This is a genomic window from Caballeronia sp. KNU42, assembly GCF_053760385.1.
The window spans coordinates 2,289,611-2,307,637 of sequence record NZ_CM132388.1 but is presented as its reverse complement, the minus strand read 5'-3'; the positions used below and the strand labels follow the sequence as shown (position 1 = coordinate 2,307,637).

The following is an 18,027-nucleotide window of genomic DNA, read 5'->3' as shown; positions in this document are numbered from 1 at the left end:
ATAGGTTTTCGATCGCGTGCGGGGGGCGGGGCGGGCCGACGGTCAGCAAAAATCTGTGTCTATCCGTCGGTTACAATGTACCGCTACGGGCGCGGGCAGAGGGCGTCGCAATATGTCGGAAAACCTCGCTCATTTCCCCGCGTTACGGCCCTCCCGCCACGAACACACGCTTTATGCACATTCACATCCTCGGTATCTGCGGCACATTCATGGGTGGTCTCGCGGTCCTCGCCCGCGAAGCGGGTCATCGCGTCACCGGCTGCGACGCCGGTGTCTATCCGCCGATGAGCACCCAGCTCGAAGCGCAGGGCATCGAGTTGATCGAAGGTTACGGCGTGGAGCAGATCGCGCTTGAGCCAGATCTGTATGTAGTGGGCAATGTCGTTACGCGCGGCAATCCGCTGATGGAAATCATCCTCGATCGAGGCTTGCCCTACACGTCCGGCCCACAGTGGCTCGGCGAGCACGTGCTAAACGGCAAATGGGTGCTCGCGGTCGCCGGTACGCACGGCAAGACCACCACCAGTTCCATGCTGACCTGGCTGCTCGAAGACGCCGGCATGAATCCGGGCTTCCTGATCGGCGGCGTGCCCCTGAATTTTGGCATCTCGGCACGGCTGACGGATTCGAGCTTTTTCGTGATCGAAGCCGATGAGTACGACACCGCCTTCTTCGATAAACGCTCCAAGTTCGTTCACTATCGCCCGCGCACGGCGGTGCTGAACAACCTCGAATTCGATCACGCCGATATCTTCCCGGATCTTGGTGCTATCGAGACCCAATTTCATCATCTGGTGCGGACCGTGCCGGGCGTCGGCCGGATCGTGACGAACGGCCGCGAAGCTGCGCTCGAGCGCGTGCTGACGCGCGGCTGCTGGTCGGGCGTCGAGCGCTTCGGCGTGCAAGGCGGCTGGGAAGCGCTGCCCGCGAGCGACGGTGTTGCCGCCGACGAGCAATTCGCCGTGTACTGGGAAGGCGAGCGCCAGGGCGTGGTCGATTGGCAAGTGCAGGGGGAGCACAATCGAATGAATGCGCTGGCGGCGATCGCGGCGGCGCGTTCAGTAGGCGTTCCGCCCGCGCAGGCGACGCAATCGCTGAGCACGTTCCGGAACGTGAAACGCCGGATGGAAGTGAAGGGCAGCGTGGATGGCGTGACCGTCTACGACGACTTCGCGCATCACCCCACCGCGATCGAAACGACGGTGGCGGGTTTGCGCACGCGTATTGGTGCAAACAGCCGGATTCTCGCCGTCCTCGAACCGCGTTCGAACACGATGAAACTCGGCACGATGAAAGCCCAATTGCCGTCCAGTCTCGCCGATGCCGACCTCGTCTTCGGCTACGGCGCGCACGAAGGCCGCGACAAGCTCGGCTGGGATCTGCAAGCGGCACTCGCGCCGCTCGGCAACAAAGCCCAGGCGTTCAACGACCTCGCGATGCTCGTCAAGGCTATCGTCGCGGCGACGCGTCCCGGCGACCACGTGCTCGTGATGAGCAACGGCGGTTTCGGCGGCGTGCACCAGAAGCTGCTCGATGCACTCTCCGCGCGGCCGGCCATCAAGGAGCGGGCGTGATTCTTTATCTGCACGGCTTTCGGTCATCGCCACAATCGTTCAAGGCTCGCCTGATGCGGACGCGGCTGGAAGAGCTGGGAATGATCGATCAATGGCAATGTCCGACGTTGCCGGTCTCGCCTAAAGAAGCCATTGCGCTGGCAGAAACGCTCGCCGCGCACGCCGATGACGACGAGATCACGTTGATCGGCAGCTCGCTCGGCGGGTTTTACGCAACGTGGCTCGCTGAAAAACACGGCTGGCGGGCCGTCCTGCTGAATCCGGCGGTCGTGCCGCAAGAGGACCTGAGTGCTTATATTGGCGAGCAGCCGCTGTGGCATGGCGGCGGCAGTATTGTGGTCGAACCGCGCCATATTGACGAATTGCGTGCGCTTACCGTTACATCGATCACCCGGCCTGAGCGCTACTATCTGATCGCGGCAACCGGCGATGAAGTGCTCGACTACCGCACCATGCTCGCCCATTACCCGGACGTGCGGACCACCCTGATCCAGGGCAGCGATCACGCGATCAGCGACTTTCCCAGTTATCTGGACCAGGTGCTCGCGTTCTGCGAGGCCCGACCGCCGGCTGTCGCGGCCTGAAGACCCTGAGCGTTTCCTTTTATTGTGGGCCTGGCGCTTTGTGCGGGACGTGAACCCGACCGGACGCCACGCCGACCAACAGTCTTTCGAGAGTATTGAGTGAACGTTTTTTTCGAGGAATCAGGTAGTTTCAAGGCCGGCGCCGTCCTGTCCAAGCAGAACGATGCGTTTCAGGTCGAGTTGCCGGGCGGGCGGCGCGCGAAAGTGCGCGCCAAGGACGTATTGATCGAATTCGAGAAACCCAACGCAGCCGATCTGATGCAACAGGCCGATGCCATCGCACAGGACATCGATCTCGACTTCCTGTGGGAGTGCGCGCCGGAAGAAGAATTTCCGTTCGCTGAACTGGGCGCTGATTATTTCGGCGATAAATTCGGCGCTACCGAGCGCGCCGCGCTCGTGCTGCGCATGCACGGTTCGCCGGTGTATTTCCGCCGCAAGGGGCGTGGGCAATATCAACGCGCGCCGCAGGAACAGCTGCAAATGGCGCTGGCCGGGCTGGAAAAGAAACGGCAACTGGCGCTGGTGCAAGCCGGTTACGAAGCGGAACTGGTCGCGGGAAAACTGCCCGATGCGTTGGTGGGCAAGGCGATCGGCTTGCTGACGAAGCCGGACAAGAACTCTATCGAATATAAGGCGCTCGAAGCGGCCGCCGCTACTCGCGGGATTTCGCAAGCGCGGCTGATGCTGGAAGTGGGTGGCATTCCGTCGGCGCGAGCGCTGCACGAAGCGCGTTTCCTCTCGGAGTTTTTCCCGCACGGGACGGGCTTCGCGCCCGTCACGGTGCCGCCGCTTCCCGACGATCTGCCGGAAGCGGACGTGCAGGCGTTTTCTATCGATGACGTCACCACCACCGAAATCGACGATGCATTCTCCGTCGAGCATCTCGCCGATGGCCGCGTGCGCGTCGGTATTCACATCGCGGCGCCGGCGCTGGGGATCTCGCGCGGCGACATGATCGATGCAATCGCGCGCACCCGCTTGTCCACCGTGTACATGCCCGGCGACAAGATCACGATGCTGCCGGACAGCGTGGTGGAAGCGTTCACGCTGGCTGAAGGCGGATTGCGGCCGGCGTTGTCGCTTTACATCATCGTGAATCGGGAAACGCAGGAGATTGTCGCGACCGAAACGCGTGCCGAGCGCGTGTTCGTGAAGAGCAATCTTCGACACAACCATCTCGACGAGCACGTCACCGAGGAATCGCTCGCGGCGGGCAGCGGCGAGTATGCGCACAAGGACGACATCGCGGTGCTGTGGCCGCTCGCGCAGGCGCTGTTCGAAAAGCGCCAGGAAGCGCGGGCAGGGTATGGTCTGCGGCGCGAAGTGCAGCGCAACAACGACTTCAATTTCTATGTGGAAGGCGAGCACATCACGATTACGCCACGTCGACGCGGGTCGCCGCTCGATCTGATTGTTGCCGAGTTGGCGATTCTGGCGAATTCATCGTGGGGCGCGTTTCTCAACGATCACAGCGTGCCGGGGATTTATCGTTCGCAGCGCGGGTTTGGCGCGCCGGGTCCGAAGCGCACGCGCATGCAAACCACGCCCGCGCCGCACGAAGGGTTGGGCGTTGCGCAATATGCGTGGAGCACGTCGCCGTTGCGTCGATACGTCGACCTGGTCAATCAATGGCAGTTGCTAGCGTGCGTGCGGCATGGCGTGACGGCTGCGCTGGTTGCGCCGTTCAAACCTAAAGACGCCGATCTGTTCGCCGTTGTTCAGGGCTTCGATGACCAGTATTCCGCGTACGCCGATTATCAACGGCGCATGGAATATTTCTGGTGCCTGCGATGGTTGAAGCAGGAGGATAAGAAGCACGTGGCGGCGTCGGTGGTGAAGGACGATCTCGTGCGCCTGGATGAAATTCCGTTGATGCTGCATGTGCCCGGCCTTGGCGTGCACGCGCGCGGGACGAAGGTGATGCTCGACGTGATGAGTCTCGATGAACTCACCGTCGAGGCGTCGTGCCGCTTGCTGCATGTGATCGATGCGCCTTCGGCCGCGTCGCCGCAGGACGCTGAAGCGCAGCAGGACGAGGTGGAAGAAGAGTTGATCGAAGCGGAGGATTTGAGCGCCGAGAGCGAAGCTGAGGCGCAGGCGGAAGCCGCGCCGGATGATGCAGCGCCCGATGGCGAAGCTGCCACGGATGAACCGGCTGGCGAAAGCACGCCGGACACGACGGAGCCGACGCGATGACTTCGGACGCTGTCACTCGGGACCACTATGCCGTGATCGGCAATCCGGTTGCGCACAGCAAATCGCCGTGGATTCACGCGCGTTTTGCTGAGCAGACTGGCGAGGCGATCGAGTATGGGCGCGTGCTCGGGACAATCGGCGCGTTCGCTGGCGATGTCCGCGCATTCATCGAAGCCGGCGGTCGAGGAATGAACGTGACGGTACCGTTCAAGCTCGACGCTCACGCTTTCGCCGATACCCTCACGCCGCGCGCCGCCGCAGCGGGCGCGGTCAACACGCTGGCGTTCAACGCTGACGGCGTGCTCGGTGACAACACGGACGGAGTGGGTCTGGTCCGTGATATCGAAGGGAATCTGGGCGTTGGGTTGAAAGGCGCGCGCGTGCTGTTGCTGGGCGCTGGCGGTGCGGCGCGCGGCGTCGTGCTGCCCATGCTCGATGGCGGCGTGGCGGCGTTGACGATCGTGAACAGGACGGCGTCGAAGGCGCAGCAACTTGTTGATCATTTCTCCGATGCCGCTCGCGCCGCCCACGTGCGTTTCTCCGGCGGCGGAGCGGATAGCGTGGAAGCGGGCCCGTACGATGTGATCGTCAACGCGACGGCCGGCAGCCTCGACGACTCCCTGCCCGATTGCGATGACGGTTCGTTCGGCCCCGGCACGCTCGCCTACGACATGATGTACAGCGCCCAGCCGACCGTGTTCATGCGTCATGCAGAAAGCCTTGGCGCGCGTTCGACGGATGGCCTCGGGATGCTCGTCGAACAAGCGGCGGAATCGTTTTTCCTGTGGCGCGGGGTGCGCCCGGACAGCGGCGCGGTGCTGCGCGCGTTGCGGCTGGAGTTATCGACGAAGGTTTAAAAAAGCGCGTGGATCCGCGCGCCGTTGCCATCCAAACAGAAGAAGCACGATGACAAGAACAAAATCGCCCGTTCGTCTCGGGCCGGCTCGATGGATTGTCTACGGCATCTCGGTCATGGCGATTGCCGTTGTTGCCACGCAGATCTACTTCTTCGCGATGGTCGGGATTTATACGTTCATTAATCCTTCATCGACGGCGTTCATGCGATCGGACGCTTGGCGGCTTGCACAAGACCGTCCCGATCTCGGCATCCAGCGCACCTGGGTTCCGTACGACCAGATTTCGCGCAACCTGAAGCGCGCGATCATTGCGTCCGAGGACGCAAACTTCGTCAACAACAACGGCTACGAAACCGACGCCATCCTGCAAGCCTGGGAGAAGAACAAGGCGCGCGGCAAGATTGTCGCGGGTGGGTCGACCATCTCGCAGCAACTGGCGCGCAACCTGTTTTTATCGCGGGAAAAGAGTTATGTGAGGAAGGCGCAGGAACTGGTCATCACATCGATGCTCGAGCTCTGGATGGACAAGGAACGCATCTTCGAGATCTACCTGAATTCGGTGGAGTGGGGCAATGGCGTTTATGGAGCGGAAGCGGCGGCGCATTACTACTACAAGACGTCGGCGTCGAAGCTGAGCGCGTGGCAATCAGCACGGCTCGCGGTGATGTTGCCCCGGCCGAAATACTTCGATGAACATCGCGGGTCCGCGTATTTGTCTCAGCGGGCGGGGGTGATCACGCGGCGGATGGGGGCGGCGGAATTGCCGCATTGAGGGGGTTGGGAAAAGCGGTCTCAGCGCGTTTGCTCGGGCGCGGTCTTATAGGAATAATCGCGTAGTTTGTTTCTTCTCATTTAGTCAGCATGGCAAAGCGTAATTGCCTCCTGTGTTTCGCAGGAAATCTGAGAAAAATGAGAGGGCCGCGTGGAAATCAACCTAAAACAGCTCGCAGGAAATTGGGATCTCGGTTACGCCTTGGATAAGCATGTCGTGTCGAGCGTGATGACCGGTCATAACGCTTACGGATATCCCACGTTCGATACTGAGCGGACACCGGCGGGCGAAGCGCTTTATCAACTCAAGAATAAGCAGGCATGGCCACGGGCAGGATCGCTTGCAGAAGAACTGGCCACGGCCATTTTCCCCAAATTTGATCACGTGGGACTTTTGATCCCGATGCCCGCGTCCAGGTCACGTCCTCGTCAACCCGTGACCTTTCTCACCGAGGTCCTCGGAAAATTGACTACCTTGCCCGTCTTCGATAACTTGCTGAGCAAGACCGCCAACGGACCGCAGCTAAAGGATTTGCAAACCAAGGCCGAAAAAGTGGCGGCGTTGGGCGGCAGTTTCTCGCTGGATGACGGGATCAATGGTCAGGGGCCGTGGAACGTACTATTGGTCGACGATCTCTACGATACCGGCGCGTCCCTCGAAGGGGCGTGTAAAGTGTTACGTACCTATCCAAAGATCGCAAAGATTTATGTTGCGACCGTTACCTGGAAATAAAGCAATGGCTACCGTTTTCATTGCCGGCTCCATGAACATAAAGCACCTGGACAATGCGTTTATCGATCGACTCGACAATGTGATCGGATCGAAACTCGATATCGTCGTCGGGGATGCCGATGGCGTGGATACCTCAGTTCAGGCTCATCTCGTTCAACGAGGGGCTGCATCTGTCACGGTTTTTTGCAGCGGGACGACACCGCGTAATAATGTTGGAAGATGGCGCGTCAAGAGGGTTGAATCCGTACACAAGGCCGGATCGCGAGCGTTTTTTACGGAAAAAGACGTGGAAATGGCGCACTCGGCGGACTACGGATTGATGCTATGGGATGCGAAAAGCACGGGCACGCTGAGTAATGTGATCGAGTTACTGGCGCAAAAGAAGAAATCCGTGGTGTTCGTGAATAAGGCGAAGGTCTTTGTCATTGTCGGCGAGGTGGCGCAGCTGGAGCATTTGCTCGCCTTCATGTCAGAAACTGCAAGGGTGAAGGCGGAGCAAAAAATCGGTTTGTTGGAGAAACTCGAAGCTCTAAAGCACGACCAGTCTGCCTTCGCTTTCTGAGCGAGACTCTGTCAGATCTGACTCAACCTGCACTTGCGTCGCTGCTGTACCCCATAAACCCCGATTCGTCGGGGTTTTTTGTTTTGCCCGCGTCTACTAAAAATGCATTCAGCCTCCCAATATGTGAACACATCAATCACATATTGAATAATCCAGACACCCGGCTCTAAAATCCGATCACAGCTAAAACAGCTTTACACGCGCCTCAGGGTTTCCCCGTAGACGGTGTGAAACGAAAAAAGCACTCGGAGACAAGTCATGCCAACGTCCGCGACATCAGCGCAATCAGCGCGCTCGCATCTGCACTCGCTTCCACGTGTCTCGCACTCCTTATCGATGATCCACCGGGTTGTAAGTAGCGCGCCATTGACCCGATAACTCGCGTCGCAAACGAACGCTCAATCATCTTCCAAGCCGCGAACATCGAGTGCCATGACCAAGACCCTGAACCCCACCGTCGAGCATGAATTGTCGATGGACCGCGCAGCCGGCAACGCAGCTGCGCCCGAGGCAGAAGCAGCAAACGAAACCAGTGAGCCGAGCGAAGCGCAAGCCTCAGCCGCAGCATTGCTCGACCTCACGCCGCAGCAAGCAGGCACGCAAACCCTGCTGCGCGGCCTCGCGATTCTCGAAGCCGCGGCCACCGGTGCGCGCGATCTGCGCAGCATCGGCGCGGCGCTCGGCACGACGCGCAGCACGACGCATCGCCTGGTGAGTTCGCTGGTGCAGGCGCGCTATCTGCGCCAGGTCGGCGGCGGTTATCTGCTCGGCCCCAAGCTGATCGAACTCGGCACCATCGCACTCGAACAAATGCCGCTCACCGCGGTCGCGCGTCCGCATCTGCAAGTGCTGGCCGAGCACACGCACGACACCATACACCTCGGTGTGCGCGACGGCGACGACGTCCTCTATATCGACAAGATTCCCGGCACACGTGGCCTCGAAATGCGCTCGCGGGTCGGTCACCGGATGCCGCTGGCGTCGACGGGAATCGGCAAGGCAATGATGCTCGACCTGCCGCCCGAGACGTGGAAGAAGCTGGTGGAAGCGTCGCATCGCGTGCTCGCGAAGGTGAGTTTCAAGCCCGATCACCAGCCGGATATCGATACCTTCATCCAGCGCATGACGCGTTATTCGCAAGGCGGCTTCACCTTCGATCTCGAGGAAAACGAAGCGTCGATCCGTTGCGTCGCGGCGCCGGTGCGCGACGCGTCGGGGGCGATCGTTGCGGCGCTTTCAGTGGCGAGCACGATTCCCTACATGCCGTCCGAGCGCATGGAAGAACTGATTCCGGTCGTGCAGCGCGAAGCGCGCGCGATCTCGCAAGAACTCGGCTGGCGTGTTCCGCAGCCCACCACGCGCAGGATCAAACGATGACGCGGATCGACACATCGGCCGAGACGCAACCTGCCCGCACCGACAGAGCGCCGGCTCCGGCTCTCATAGCGCTCGACTGGGGCACCACGGCGCTAAGAGCCTATCTGCTCGACGCAAGCGGCGCAGTGCTGGATACGCGTGCATCGTCGGCGGGCATCATGAATTTGCCGAAGCCCGCAGCGGAAGGCGGTTTCGACGCCGTATTCGATGCAACCTGCGGCGCATGGCTTGCCAACGATGCATCGCTTCCGGTGCTCGCAGCCGGCATGGTCGGCAGCGCGCAAGGCTGGTTGGAAGCGCCGTACGTATCCACCCCCGCGGATCCCGCCGCGCTGGTCGCTGGCATCGTGCGCGTGACGACGCTCAAGGGCGTCACGGTTCACATCGTTCCGGGCGTGCTTGAAGATGGCACGTTGCCGAACGTGATGCGCGGTGAAGAAACGCAGATCTTCGGTGCGCTCGCCAGCGACGCTACGCTTGACCAGCAACCGCACGGCGGCCTGATCGGCTTGCCGGGAACGCATGCGAAGTGGGCGGTTGTGTCGAAGGGACGAATCGAACGGTTCTACACCTTCATGACAGGTGAGACCTACGCCGCGTTGCGCGATCACACCATCCTCGGCCGCACGATGCGCGCCACCGACAAGCACGATCTGGACGCGTTCATTCGCGGCGTCGATACCGCAAGGAACGATGGCGACGCCGGTTTGCTCGCCACGATTTTCAGCACCCGCACGCTGGGATTGACCGGGCAACTGCAACCGGAGCAACAAGCGGATTACCTCTCGGGCCTGTTGATCGGCCACGAATTACGCGGTCTCAATGAAGTGCTCGCGCGTGAGCAAGCGGACCTCGCGGGCAAGGCGTTAAGGCTGATCGGCAACGATGCGCTGTGCGAACGATATCGCCACGCGCTCGCGCGCTTCGGTTGCCACGATGCGCCGACCGTCGCGCACGCGACCGAGCGCGGTTTGCATCGGATCGCGCTGCAGGCCGGCCTGATCCAGGCGAGCTCAAGCGCAACTAATTAGGAGCAGGACCATGGCAATCGATATCAACCTCCCCGCGCCCTACACGCCACACGCCGGCCTAGCCGCAGCGTTCGAACTGTGTCCGCTGATCGCGATCCTGCGCGGCGTGACGCCGGCCGACGCCGCCGACCACGGCCGCGCGTTGTATGAAGCGGGCTTTCGGATCATGGAAGTGCCGTTGAATTCGCCGCAGCCGTTCGACAGCATCGGGGCGATGCGGAAGGTGCTGCCGGCTGACGCCATCGTCGGGGCGGGGACGGTTCTGCATCCGGATTACGTCACGCAAGTGAAGAACGCCGGCGGCGAGTTGATCGTGATGCCGCATAGCGATGGCGACGTGGTGCGCGCCGCGAAAGCGCAAGGGCTGGCCTGCGCACCGGGTGTCGCCACGCCGAACGAAGCGTTCCTCGCGCTGAAGAACGGCGCGGACGTGCTGAAAATGTTCCCCGCCGAGCAGCTTGGCGCGCACGTGGTGAAGGCGTGGCGCGCGGTGATCTCGGCGCAAGTACCGCTCGTGCCGGTCGGCGGAATCTCGCCGGACAACATGGGACCGTTCCTGACCGCGGGCGCGAATGGCTTCGGTCTCGGATCGGCGCTGTACAAACCGGGTCAAAGCGCAGCCACCACGGCCTCGCACGCGAAGGCGTACATCAATGGATTGGCTGTTGCGCGAGGCCAGAAGAAATGACCCGGCTCGCAGGCAAGGTCGCGGTCATCACCGGCGCCGGCCGCGGCATCGGCGCGGCGATTGCCAGCGCGTTCGTTCGCGAAGGTGCGGCCGTGGTGTTGGCGGAACTCGATATCGATTTGGCGCGCGAAACGGCAGCGCGGATCGGAACGGCGGACAACGTGCTCGCGGTGCAAACGGACGTGACGCAGAGCGCATCGGTGCAGAACGCGGTCAGCGAAGCCGAAGCGAAGTTCGGCCCGGTCGACGTGCTGGTGAACAACGCGGGCATCAACGTGTTTTGCGATCCGCTGACCATGACCGACGACGACTGGCGCCGCTGCTTTGCCGTCGATCTCGACGGCGTCTGGAACGGCTGCCGCGCGGTGTTGCCGGGCATGGTCGAACGCGGGCGCGGCAGCATCGTGAATATTGCTTCCACGCACGCGTTCAAGATCATCCCGGGCTGTTTTCCGTACCCGGTGGCGAAGCACGGCGTGATCGGATTGACGCGGGCGTTGGGTATCGAATATGCAGGGCGGCAGGTGCGCGTGAACGCGATTGCGCCGGGTTACATCGAGACGCAACTCACGCACGACTGGTGGAACGAACAGGCCGATCCAGCCAAAGCCAAACAGGCAACGCTCGATCTGCAACCGATGAAACGCATCGGCCAGCCGGAGGAAGTGGCCATGACCGCCGTGTTCCTTGCGTCCGACGAAGCGCCGTTTATCAACGCGAGTTGCATCACGGTGGATGGCGGGCGCTCGGCGCTGTATCACGACTGAAGATCACGACTAAGCAGTAAAGGATGACGCACTGGCCGTGGTGCGAAGTCACTACAACAAGACGCGGCCACTACCTTTGTACCAACTAGACAGCTCAAGTCAGGAGACAGACCATGAAACGCAGAATGTTCCTCACCCTCGTTGCCACGGCCACGGCAGCCAGCGCGACCTTGTTCACGGCGCCGGTGGCGCAAGCCGCCGATGACGTCAAGATCGGCTTCCTGGTGAAGCAGCCGGAAGAACCCTGGTTCCAGGACGAATGGAAGTTCGCTGAAATGGCGGCCAAGGCGAAGGGCTTCACGCTGGTGAAGATCGGCGCACCGTCGGGTGAAAAGGTGATGAGCGCGATCGACAACCTCGCTGCGCAAAAGGCCCAGGGTTTCGTGATCTGCACGCCTGACGTCAAGCTCGGACCGGGCATTGTTGCCAAGGCGAAAGCCGCCGGCCTGAAGATGATGACGGTCGATGACCGCCTGGTCGACGGTTCGGGCAAGCCGATTGAATCGGTGCCGTACATGGGCATTTCGGCGTTCAACATCGGCAAGCAAGTGGGCGATGGCATTGCCGCCGAGATCAAAAAGCGCGGCTGGAAGCCGGAAGAAACGGGCGCTATCGACGTGACGTATGAACAGCTTCCGACCGCTCATGACCGGACGGCCGGCGCAGTGGAAGCGTTGGTTGCATCGGGCTTTCCGAAGGCCAACATCGTGATGGCGCCGCAAGCCAAGACCGATACGGAAAACGCTTTCAACGCAGCCAACATCGCGTTGACGAAAAACACCCAGTTCAAGCATTGGGTGGCGTTCGGCCTGAACGACGAAGCCGTGCTCGGCGCAGTGCGCGCTGCGGAAGGCCGTGGCTTCAAGGCGGACAACATGATCGGCGTGGGCATCGGCGGCTCGGATTCGGCTTTGAACGAGTTCAAGAAACCGAACCCGACCGGCTTCTACGGCACGGTGATCATCAGCCCGAAGCGTCATGGCGAGGAAACGTCGGAACTCATGTACACGTGGATCAAGGACGGCAAGGAACCGCCGCTCGTGACGCTGACCACCGGCATGCTGGCTACGCGTGAGAACGTAGGTGAAGTGCGCGAAAAGATGGGCCTGGCATCGAAGTAAAGCTGTTCCGTAAAGCAACACCACGGACCGCGGCGCGCCGGCATGAGGCGCTGCGGTCCGCATGAAACAGGTCTGCAAGAAACATAAGGAGGCGATGTGTCAGCGACGCTGCGTTTTGACAATATCGGTAAGGTTTTTCCAGGCGTGCGCGCGCTCGACGGCGTGTCGTTCGACGTCAACGCCGGCGAAGTGCACGGCTTGATGGGCGAGAACGGCGCGGGCAAATCGACTTTGCTGAAAGTGCTGGGCGGTGAATATCAGCCGGATTCCGGACGTGTCCTGATCGATGGCAACGAGGTGAAGTTCGCTAGCGCGGCGGCATCGATTGCGTCGGGTATCGCGGTGATTCACCAGGAGTTGCAGTACGTGCCCGATCTCACGGTGGCCGAAAACCTGCTGCTCGGTTCCTTGCCGAACACGTTCGGCTGGGTGCATAAGCGCGAAGGGAAAAAGCACGTGCGCGAGCGGCTGCTGCAAATGGGTGTCGATCTCGATCCGAACGCGAAGCTCAAGAAGCTTTCCATCGCGCAACGGCAGATGGTGGAAATCTGCAAGGCGCTGCTGCGTAACGCACGCGTGATTGCGCTCGATGAACCCACGTCGTCACTATCTCATCGCGAGACGGAAGTGCTGTTCAAGCTCGTGCGTGAGTTGAAAGCGGACAACCGGGCGCTGATCTACATCTCGCACCGCATGGACGAGATTTACGAGCTGTGCAATACGTGCACCATTTTCCGCGATGGCCGCAAGATCGCGTCGCACGCGAATCTGGCCGAGGTTCCGCGCGATACGCTCGTGCAGGAAATGGTCGGGCGCGAAATTTCGGATATCTACGATTACAAGCCACGCAAGCTCGGCGATGTGCGCTTCGCCGTGAAGAATGTGGAAGGCCACGCGCTGCGTGAACCGACAAGCTTTGAAGTACGCCAGGGCGAGATTGTCGGCTTCTTCGGGCTGGTGGGCGCGGGGCGCAGCGAACTGATGCACCTCGTCTACGGCGCGGACCATAAGAAAGCCGGCACGATCATGCTCGATGGCAAGCCGATCAAGGTCCGCAGCGCGGGCGAGGCGATCCGGCACGGCATTGTCATGTGTCCTGAGGACCGGAAAGAAGAAGGCATCGTGGCCATGGCTTCGGTGTCCGAGAACATCAACATCTCTTGCCGCCGCCATTATTTGCGCGGTGGCCTGTTCCTGGACCGGAAGAAAGAAGCTGCAACGGCCGATCGTTTCATCCAGTTGCTGAAGATCAAGACGCCGAGCCGCAGGCAGAAAATTCGCTTCCTCTCTGGCGGCAATCAGCAAAAGACCATTCTGTCGCGCTGGCTGGCAGAGCCGGAACTGAAAGTCGTGATCCTCGATGAACCCACGCGCGGCATCGACGTGGGCGCGAAGCACGAGATCTACAACGTGATCTATCAACTGGCCGAACGCGGCTGCGCGATCGTGATGATTTCGTCCGAGTTGCCGGAAGTGCTGGGGGTATCGGACAGGATCGTGGTGATGCGGCAAGGGCGGATCGCGGGCGAATTGCCGCGCGGGAACGCGACCGAAAAATCAGTGCTGAATCTTGCGCTGCCTGTGCAATCCGAACCGACTGCGCAGGCAGCCTGAAGTAAAAAAGTGGAGATGGAGGACATCATGGAAGTCAGGGAAAACATTACCAACACGCTGGTGCCGGCCAAGAACGACAAGCAGAAATGGTGGCAGCAGATCACCGAATACAGCCTGGTCGTGATCTTCATCGTGATGTTCATCACGATGTCGCTGACGGTCGATCACTTCTTCTCCATCGAGAACATGCTCGGCCTGGCGTTGTCGATTTCGCAGATCGGCATGGTCGCTTGCACGATGATGTTCTGCCTCGCCTCGCGCGACTTCGACTTGTCGGTCGGGTCCACGGTGGCGTTCGCCGGCGTGCTCTGCGCGATGGTTTTGAACGCCACGGGCAATACGTTTATCGCGATCATCGCGGCGGTGGCGGCGGGTTCGGCCATCGGCTTCGTGAACGGCGCGGTGATTGCGTACTTGCGGATCAACGCGTTGATTACTACGCTGGCTACCATGGAAGTGGTGCGCGGGCTTGGTTTCATCGTGTCGCATGGGCAGGCGGTGGGCGTATCGTCGGATACGTTTATCGCGCTCGGCGGCTTGACCATGTTCGGTGTCTCGCTGCCGATCTGGGTCACGCTGGCGTGTTTCATCGTGTTCGGCGTGCTGCTGAATCAGACCGTGTACGGGCGTAATACGCTCGCGATCGGCGGAAACCCGGAAGCGTCACGCTTGGCTGGTATCAATGTGGAACGCACGCGCATCTGGATCTTTTTGATCCAGGGCGCCGTGGCCGCGCTTGCCGGGGTGATCCTGGCGTCGCGGATTACCTCGGGACAACCGAACGCCGCCGACGGGTTCGAGCTCAACGTGATTTCGGCGTGCGTGCTCGGCGGCGTGTCGCTGCTCGGTGGCCGCGCGACGATCTCGGGCGTGGTGATCGGCGTGCTGATCATGGGTACCGTCGAGAACGTGATGAACCTGATGAACATCGACGCGTTCTATCAGTACCTCGTGCGCGGCGCGATCCTGCTCGCCGCGGTGCTGCTCGACCAGTTGAAGAATCGCGGCTCACGGGACTAAATGCGCGCGACTAAATTCACGCGAATAATTTGGGGTTGAAACAGATGGCCAGTTCAGTCGATAAAACCCTCGCGCGCTATCCGAGCCTTGCAGGCAAGGTGGTGCTGATTACCGGCGGCGCGACGGGTATTGGCGCCGCGTTCGTCGAGCATTTCTTCGACCAGGGCGCGAAGGTCGCGTTCTTCGATATCGATACCAATGCCGGTGAAGCGCTCGCCGATCAGCTCGGCGCGGATCTGGCCGACGGGCAATTCCGGCCGATGTTCCTGCGCGTGGACCTGACGAATATCGATGCGTTGCGTAAAGGTATCGCCGATGTCCGCAGCACGCTGGGGCCCATCGGCGTGCTGGTGAACAACGCGGCGAACGACCGGCGCCACAAGATCGAGGACGTGACGCCGGAGTCTTACGACGCGGGAATCGCGGTGAATGTTCGCCATCAGTTTTTCGCGGCTCAGGCAGTAATCGAGGATATGAAGCAACTCGGCGGCGGCTCGATCGTGAATCTCGGCTCGATTAGCTGGATGCTTAAACAGGGCAATTTTCCGGTGTACGTCACGGCGAAATCGGCCGTGCAAGGCATGACGAATGGCCTTGCGCGCGATCTCGGCCCGTTTAATATCCGCGTGAACACGCTCGTGCCGGGCTGGGTGATGACGGAAAAACAACGCCGCTTGTGGCTCGACGAATCCGGCAAGCGCGCGATCAAGGAGGGGCAGTGCATTGATGCGGAATTGTTGCCCGAGCATCTTGCTCGCGCCGCGTTGTTCCTGGCATCGGACGACAGCAGCATGATGACCGCGCAGGAAGTGATCATCGACGGAGGCTGGGCATGAAAGCGCACCTGCTGATCGACAGCAAATGCGCGCTGGGTGAAGGCGCGACGTGGTGCGCCGACACCGGGCGTTTTTACTGGACGGACATTGAGGGCGGGCGTTTGTGGCGCTACGATCCGCGCGATGGCAGCCGCGTTTCGTTCGATATGCCGGAACGGCTTGCATGCTTCGCGTTATGCGCCGATGCTGACGTGCTGCTGCTCGGTCTTGCTTCACGGCTGGCGTTTTTCGACCTGGAGACGGGTGAGATCGAAACGATCATGCCGGTGGAGGCAGAACTCCCGACGCGTATCAACGACGGCAAATGCGACCGCCAAGGGCGTTTTGTGTTCGGGACGAAACACGACGTGGCGAAGGCGGAAAAGATTGGCGGGTTTTATCGATTGAACCTGGATTTGTCGCTCGAGCGTTTGCCGCTCGGCGATTGCGCGATTTCGAACAGCATCGCGTTCAGCCCGGACGGCGCGCGCATGTATTTCTGCGATTCCCCGGAGCGGGTGATTCGCGTGTGTGATTACGATTCGTTTGTAAATCAGCGCGTGTTTATTGAGCTTTCGGATGCAAGCGGTGAACCGGATGGTTCCGCGGTCGATCGCGATGGCGGCTTGTGGAACGCGCAGTGGGGCGGCAACCGCGTAGTGCGTTATGACGCCGATGGCCGCGAAACGGCGCGCATCGACGTGCCGACGGCGCAGCCGAGCTGCGTCGCGTTCGGCGGAGCGCAACTCGGCACGGTGTACATCACGAGCGCTCGTGTTGGCTTGGACGCGGACGCGTTGCAGGACGATCCGCACGCGGGCGCGGTGTTTATTGCGACGCCGCCGGCACGGGGTATCGCCGAGCCGGTGTTTCGCGGATATAGCCGCGCGCGCTGAGCAGGTGGGCACGGCGCTCCACGCGTTGCGCCGCAGGTTTGCGTATCAAGTTGCAAGCAAAATACGAGGCGGCGTGCACGACGCGCTGCCCGCAGCTTCCCGGGCACGCTGGAGCCTCAGGCCAGGACCACGGGATCGATCGCCTCTCGTTCGGAGTCAGTCATATGACCGTTGCCCGCTCAGCAGGAAGCTCCACGCCGCCACCGGCGTCGTCCCGGCCAGCAGTGCCTACCCGCCGCTCCAAGCTAGCCGCCGCAACGGAGCCGCCAATTCGGCCGGGGCCTGCCACGTCGGTCGTCGCGATGGGCGGACCAGGCGTCAACGGTTGCATCACCCTCGCCAACGCACAACTCCGCCTCGATATCGCGCCGGCGCTGGGTGGCGGCATCACCCGTTTCGACTGGCGTAGCGACGGCGCGCTCGTGCCGATCTTCCGGCCGTGCCTCGCGCCGAGCGCGGCTACGGATCCCAATGAACTCGCGTGTTATCCGCTGCTGCCGTATTCGAATCGCATCGGCGGCGGGCGGTTTCAGTTTCTCGGCCGCGGTGTCGATGTGCCGTGTAACCGCCCCGGCGAGCCGTTGCCGCTGCATGGCGACGGCTGGCTTGGCGCGTGGGACGTGGCGTCGGAGAGCTCGACGCATGTGCGCCTCACGCTCGATCGCCGCGATGGCGCGCCGTATTCGTACATCGCGAGCCAGTCGTTCACGCTCGAAGCGTCGACGCTCGTGGTGACGCTTTTTATCGAAAATACCGGGCGCGAAGCGTTGCCGTTCGGGCTGGGATTGCATCCGTTCCTGACCCGCGAAGCCGATACCGAGTTGTCGGCCGCAGCCGATGGCTTATGGCTTTGCGGCGACGATTTCCTGCCGATACGGCATGTTCCGGCCCCGCCGGCGTGGCAATTCGGCGTCGCTTACCCCATGCCCGCCGCGATGGTGAATAACGCGTTCACCGGGTGGAGTGGCCGGACGAGCGTGATGTGGCCGAAGCGGCGATTGTCGCTGACCATTTGCGCCGATACCGATTACTACGTGCTCTACGCGCCGGCAGGCCAGAATTTCTTCTGCTTCGAACCTGTCGATCACCCGATCAATGCTGTGAATCTGCCCGGTGGGGGCGCCGCGAACGGCATGACGGTGCTGGCGCCGGGCGAGGGCCTGACGCGCGAGTTCAGCTTTACCGTGGAACGGTCGGGGGAAGCCAAGCGGCGTGGGCGGCCGAAGCAGCCCGCGGGGCAGAAAGCGCGGAAGACGGCTGCGGCGGTGCGGTGAGGCTGTTGTAGAGCGCGCAAGACTGCAGTGACGGTGGGGTGAAGCGGTCAAAAAGCGCGCAACAAGGCGGCATTGGGGTGACAGGTTAGCCGTTGGCTCGCCGCCGCGCTTCAAGAAACGCCGCCGCGCCGCGTTAAAATGCGG

17 protein-coding genes are annotated in these 18,027 nt (G+C 61.5%); all 17 read left to right on the top strand.

The window, feature by feature from the left end:
• Positions 1-173: 173 nt before the first annotated feature.
• Positions 174-1,574 carry a UDP-N-acetylmuramate:L-alanyl-gamma-D-glutamyl-meso-diaminopimelate ligase gene (gene mpl / locus ACSOSP_RS10260; RefSeq protein WP_455306245.1) on the top strand — a complete coding sequence of 467 codons (1,401 nt, stop codon included), beginning with the start codon at positions 174-176 and terminating at the stop codon, positions 1,572-1,574.
• Positions 1,571-2,158: a YqiA/YcfP family alpha/beta fold hydrolase gene (locus ACSOSP_RS10255; protein ID WP_455306243.1), complete on the top strand. Its 588-nt coding sequence runs from the start codon at positions 1,571-1,573 to the stop codon at positions 2,156-2,158. Before mpl ends, ACSOSP_RS10255 begins: the two co-directional genes overlap by 4 nt.
• 99 nt (positions 2,159-2,257) lie before the next feature.
• A complete protein-coding gene (locus ACSOSP_RS10250; protein ID WP_455306241.1) occupies positions 2,258-4,357 on the top strand; it encodes a ribonuclease catalytic domain-containing protein in 2,100 nt (699 codons plus the stop codon).
• Positions 4,354-5,214 (top strand): shikimate dehydrogenase, encoded by an 861-nt coding sequence (gene aroE / locus ACSOSP_RS10245; protein WP_455306239.1) that lies wholly within the window; start codon positions 4,354-4,356, stop codon positions 5,212-5,214. The genes ACSOSP_RS10250 and aroE overlap by 4 nt, the downstream gene beginning before the upstream one ends.
• Positions 5,215-5,263: 49 nt before the next feature.
• Complete coding sequence (gene mtgA, locus ACSOSP_RS10240; RefSeq protein ID WP_455306237.1) at positions 5,264-5,986, top strand: monofunctional biosynthetic peptidoglycan transglycosylase; 723 nt, start codon at positions 5,264-5,266, stop codon at positions 5,984-5,986.
• Between the two features lie 150 nt (positions 5,987-6,136).
• Positions 6,137-6,718: a ComF family protein gene (locus ACSOSP_RS10235; protein WP_455306235.1), complete on the top strand. Its 582-nt coding sequence runs from the start codon at positions 6,137-6,139 to the stop codon at positions 6,716-6,718.
• Positions 6,719-6,722: 4 nt separating this feature from the next.
• Positions 6,723-7,280: a hypothetical protein gene (locus ACSOSP_RS10230; RefSeq protein ID WP_455306233.1), complete on the top strand. Its 558-nt coding sequence runs from the start codon at positions 6,723-6,725 to the stop codon at positions 7,278-7,280.
• Between the two features lie 432 nt (positions 7,281-7,712).
• Positions 7,713-8,657 (top strand): IclR family transcriptional regulator, encoded by a 945-nt coding sequence (locus ACSOSP_RS10225; protein ID WP_455306231.1) that lies wholly within the window; start codon positions 7,713-7,715, stop codon positions 8,655-8,657.
• Positions 8,654-9,688 carry a 2-dehydro-3-deoxygalactonokinase gene (locus ACSOSP_RS10220; protein WP_455306229.1) on the top strand — a complete coding sequence of 345 codons (1,035 nt, stop codon included), beginning with the start codon at positions 8,654-8,656 and terminating at the stop codon, positions 9,686-9,688. Before ACSOSP_RS10225 ends, ACSOSP_RS10220 begins: the two co-directional genes overlap by 4 nt.
• Positions 9,689-9,698: 10 nt before the next feature.
• On the top strand, positions 9,699-10,376 hold the full coding sequence (locus ACSOSP_RS10215) for a 2-dehydro-3-deoxy-6-phosphogalactonate aldolase (protein WP_455306227.1): 678 nt from the start codon (positions 9,699-9,701) through the stop codon (positions 10,374-10,376).
• The gene (locus ACSOSP_RS10210) at positions 10,373-11,143 is read left to right on the top strand and encodes an SDR family oxidoreductase (protein ID WP_455306225.1); all 771 of its coding nucleotides are present in this window, start codon (positions 10,373-10,375) and stop codon (positions 11,141-11,143) included. The genes ACSOSP_RS10215 and ACSOSP_RS10210 overlap by 4 nt, the downstream gene beginning before the upstream one ends.
• Before the next feature lie 113 nt (positions 11,144-11,256).
• Complete coding sequence (locus tag ACSOSP_RS10205) at positions 11,257-12,264, top strand: arabinose ABC transporter substrate-binding protein (RefSeq protein WP_455306223.1); 1,008 nt, start codon at positions 11,257-11,259, stop codon at positions 12,262-12,264.
• A gap of 96 nt (positions 12,265-12,360) precedes the next feature.
• The gene (gene araG / locus ACSOSP_RS10200; protein ID WP_455306221.1) at positions 12,361-13,878 is read left to right on the top strand and encodes an L-arabinose ABC transporter ATP-binding protein AraG; all 1,518 of its coding nucleotides are present in this window, start codon (positions 12,361-12,363) and stop codon (positions 13,876-13,878) included.
• 27 nt (positions 13,879-13,905) lie between these two features.
• A complete protein-coding gene (gene araH, locus ACSOSP_RS10195; protein WP_455306219.1) occupies positions 13,906-14,898 on the top strand; it encodes an L-arabinose ABC transporter permease AraH in 993 nt (330 codons plus the stop codon).
• A 44-nt stretch (positions 14,899-14,942) separates the two neighbouring features.
• Complete coding sequence (locus ACSOSP_RS10190; protein ID WP_455306217.1) at positions 14,943-15,734, top strand: SDR family NAD(P)-dependent oxidoreductase; 792 nt, start codon at positions 14,943-14,945, stop codon at positions 15,732-15,734.
• Positions 15,731-16,609, top strand: a complete 879-nt coding sequence (locus ACSOSP_RS10185; RefSeq protein WP_455306215.1) for an SMP-30/gluconolactonase/LRE family protein — start codon at positions 15,731-15,733, stop codon at positions 16,607-16,609. Before ACSOSP_RS10190 ends, ACSOSP_RS10185 begins: the two co-directional genes overlap by 4 nt.
• A gap of 164 nt (positions 16,610-16,773) precedes the next feature.
• Positions 16,774-17,883 carry an aldose 1-epimerase gene (locus tag ACSOSP_RS10180; RefSeq protein WP_455306213.1) on the top strand — a complete coding sequence of 370 codons (1,110 nt, stop codon included), beginning with the start codon at positions 16,774-16,776 and terminating at the stop codon, positions 17,881-17,883.
• The last annotated feature ends 144 nt before the right edge of the window (positions 17,884-18,027 follow it).

Coding starts and splice junctions, on each gene's coding strand:
- mpl (WP_455306245.1), top strand. CDS start 174: ATGCACATTCACATCCTCGGTATCTGCGGCACATTCATGGGTGGTCTC.
- aroE (WP_455306239.1), top strand. CDS start 4,354: ATGACTTCGGACGCTGTCACTCGGGACCACTATGCCGTGATCGGCAAT.
- mtgA (WP_455306237.1), top strand. CDS start 5,264: ATGACAAGAACAAAATCGCCCGTTCGTCTCGGGCCGGCTCGATGGATT.
- ACSOSP_RS10230 (WP_455306233.1), top strand. CDS start 6,723: ATGGCTACCGTTTTCATTGCCGGCTCCATGAACATAAAGCACCTGGAC.
- ACSOSP_RS10225 (WP_455306231.1), top strand. CDS start 7,713: ATGACCAAGACCCTGAACCCCACCGTCGAGCATGAATTGTCGATGGAC.
- ACSOSP_RS10220 (WP_455306229.1), top strand. CDS start 8,654: ATGACGCGGATCGACACATCGGCCGAGACGCAACCTGCCCGCACCGAC.
- ACSOSP_RS10215 (WP_455306227.1), top strand. CDS start 9,699: ATGGCAATCGATATCAACCTCCCCGCGCCCTACACGCCACACGCCGGC.
- ACSOSP_RS10210 (WP_455306225.1), top strand. CDS start 10,373: ATGACCCGGCTCGCAGGCAAGGTCGCGGTCATCACCGGCGCCGGCCGC.
- ACSOSP_RS10205 (WP_455306223.1), top strand. CDS start 11,257: ATGAAACGCAGAATGTTCCTCACCCTCGTTGCCACGGCCACGGCAGCC.
- araH (WP_455306219.1), top strand. CDS start 13,906: ATGGAAGTCAGGGAAAACATTACCAACACGCTGGTGCCGGCCAAGAAC.
- ACSOSP_RS10190 (WP_455306217.1), top strand. CDS start 14,943: ATGGCCAGTTCAGTCGATAAAACCCTCGCGCGCTATCCGAGCCTTGCA.
- ACSOSP_RS10185 (WP_455306215.1), top strand. CDS start 15,731: ATGAAAGCGCACCTGCTGATCGACAGCAAATGCGCGCTGGGTGAAGGC.
- ACSOSP_RS10180 (WP_455306213.1), top strand. CDS start 16,774: ATGACCGTTGCCCGCTCAGCAGGAAGCTCCACGCCGCCACCGGCGTCG.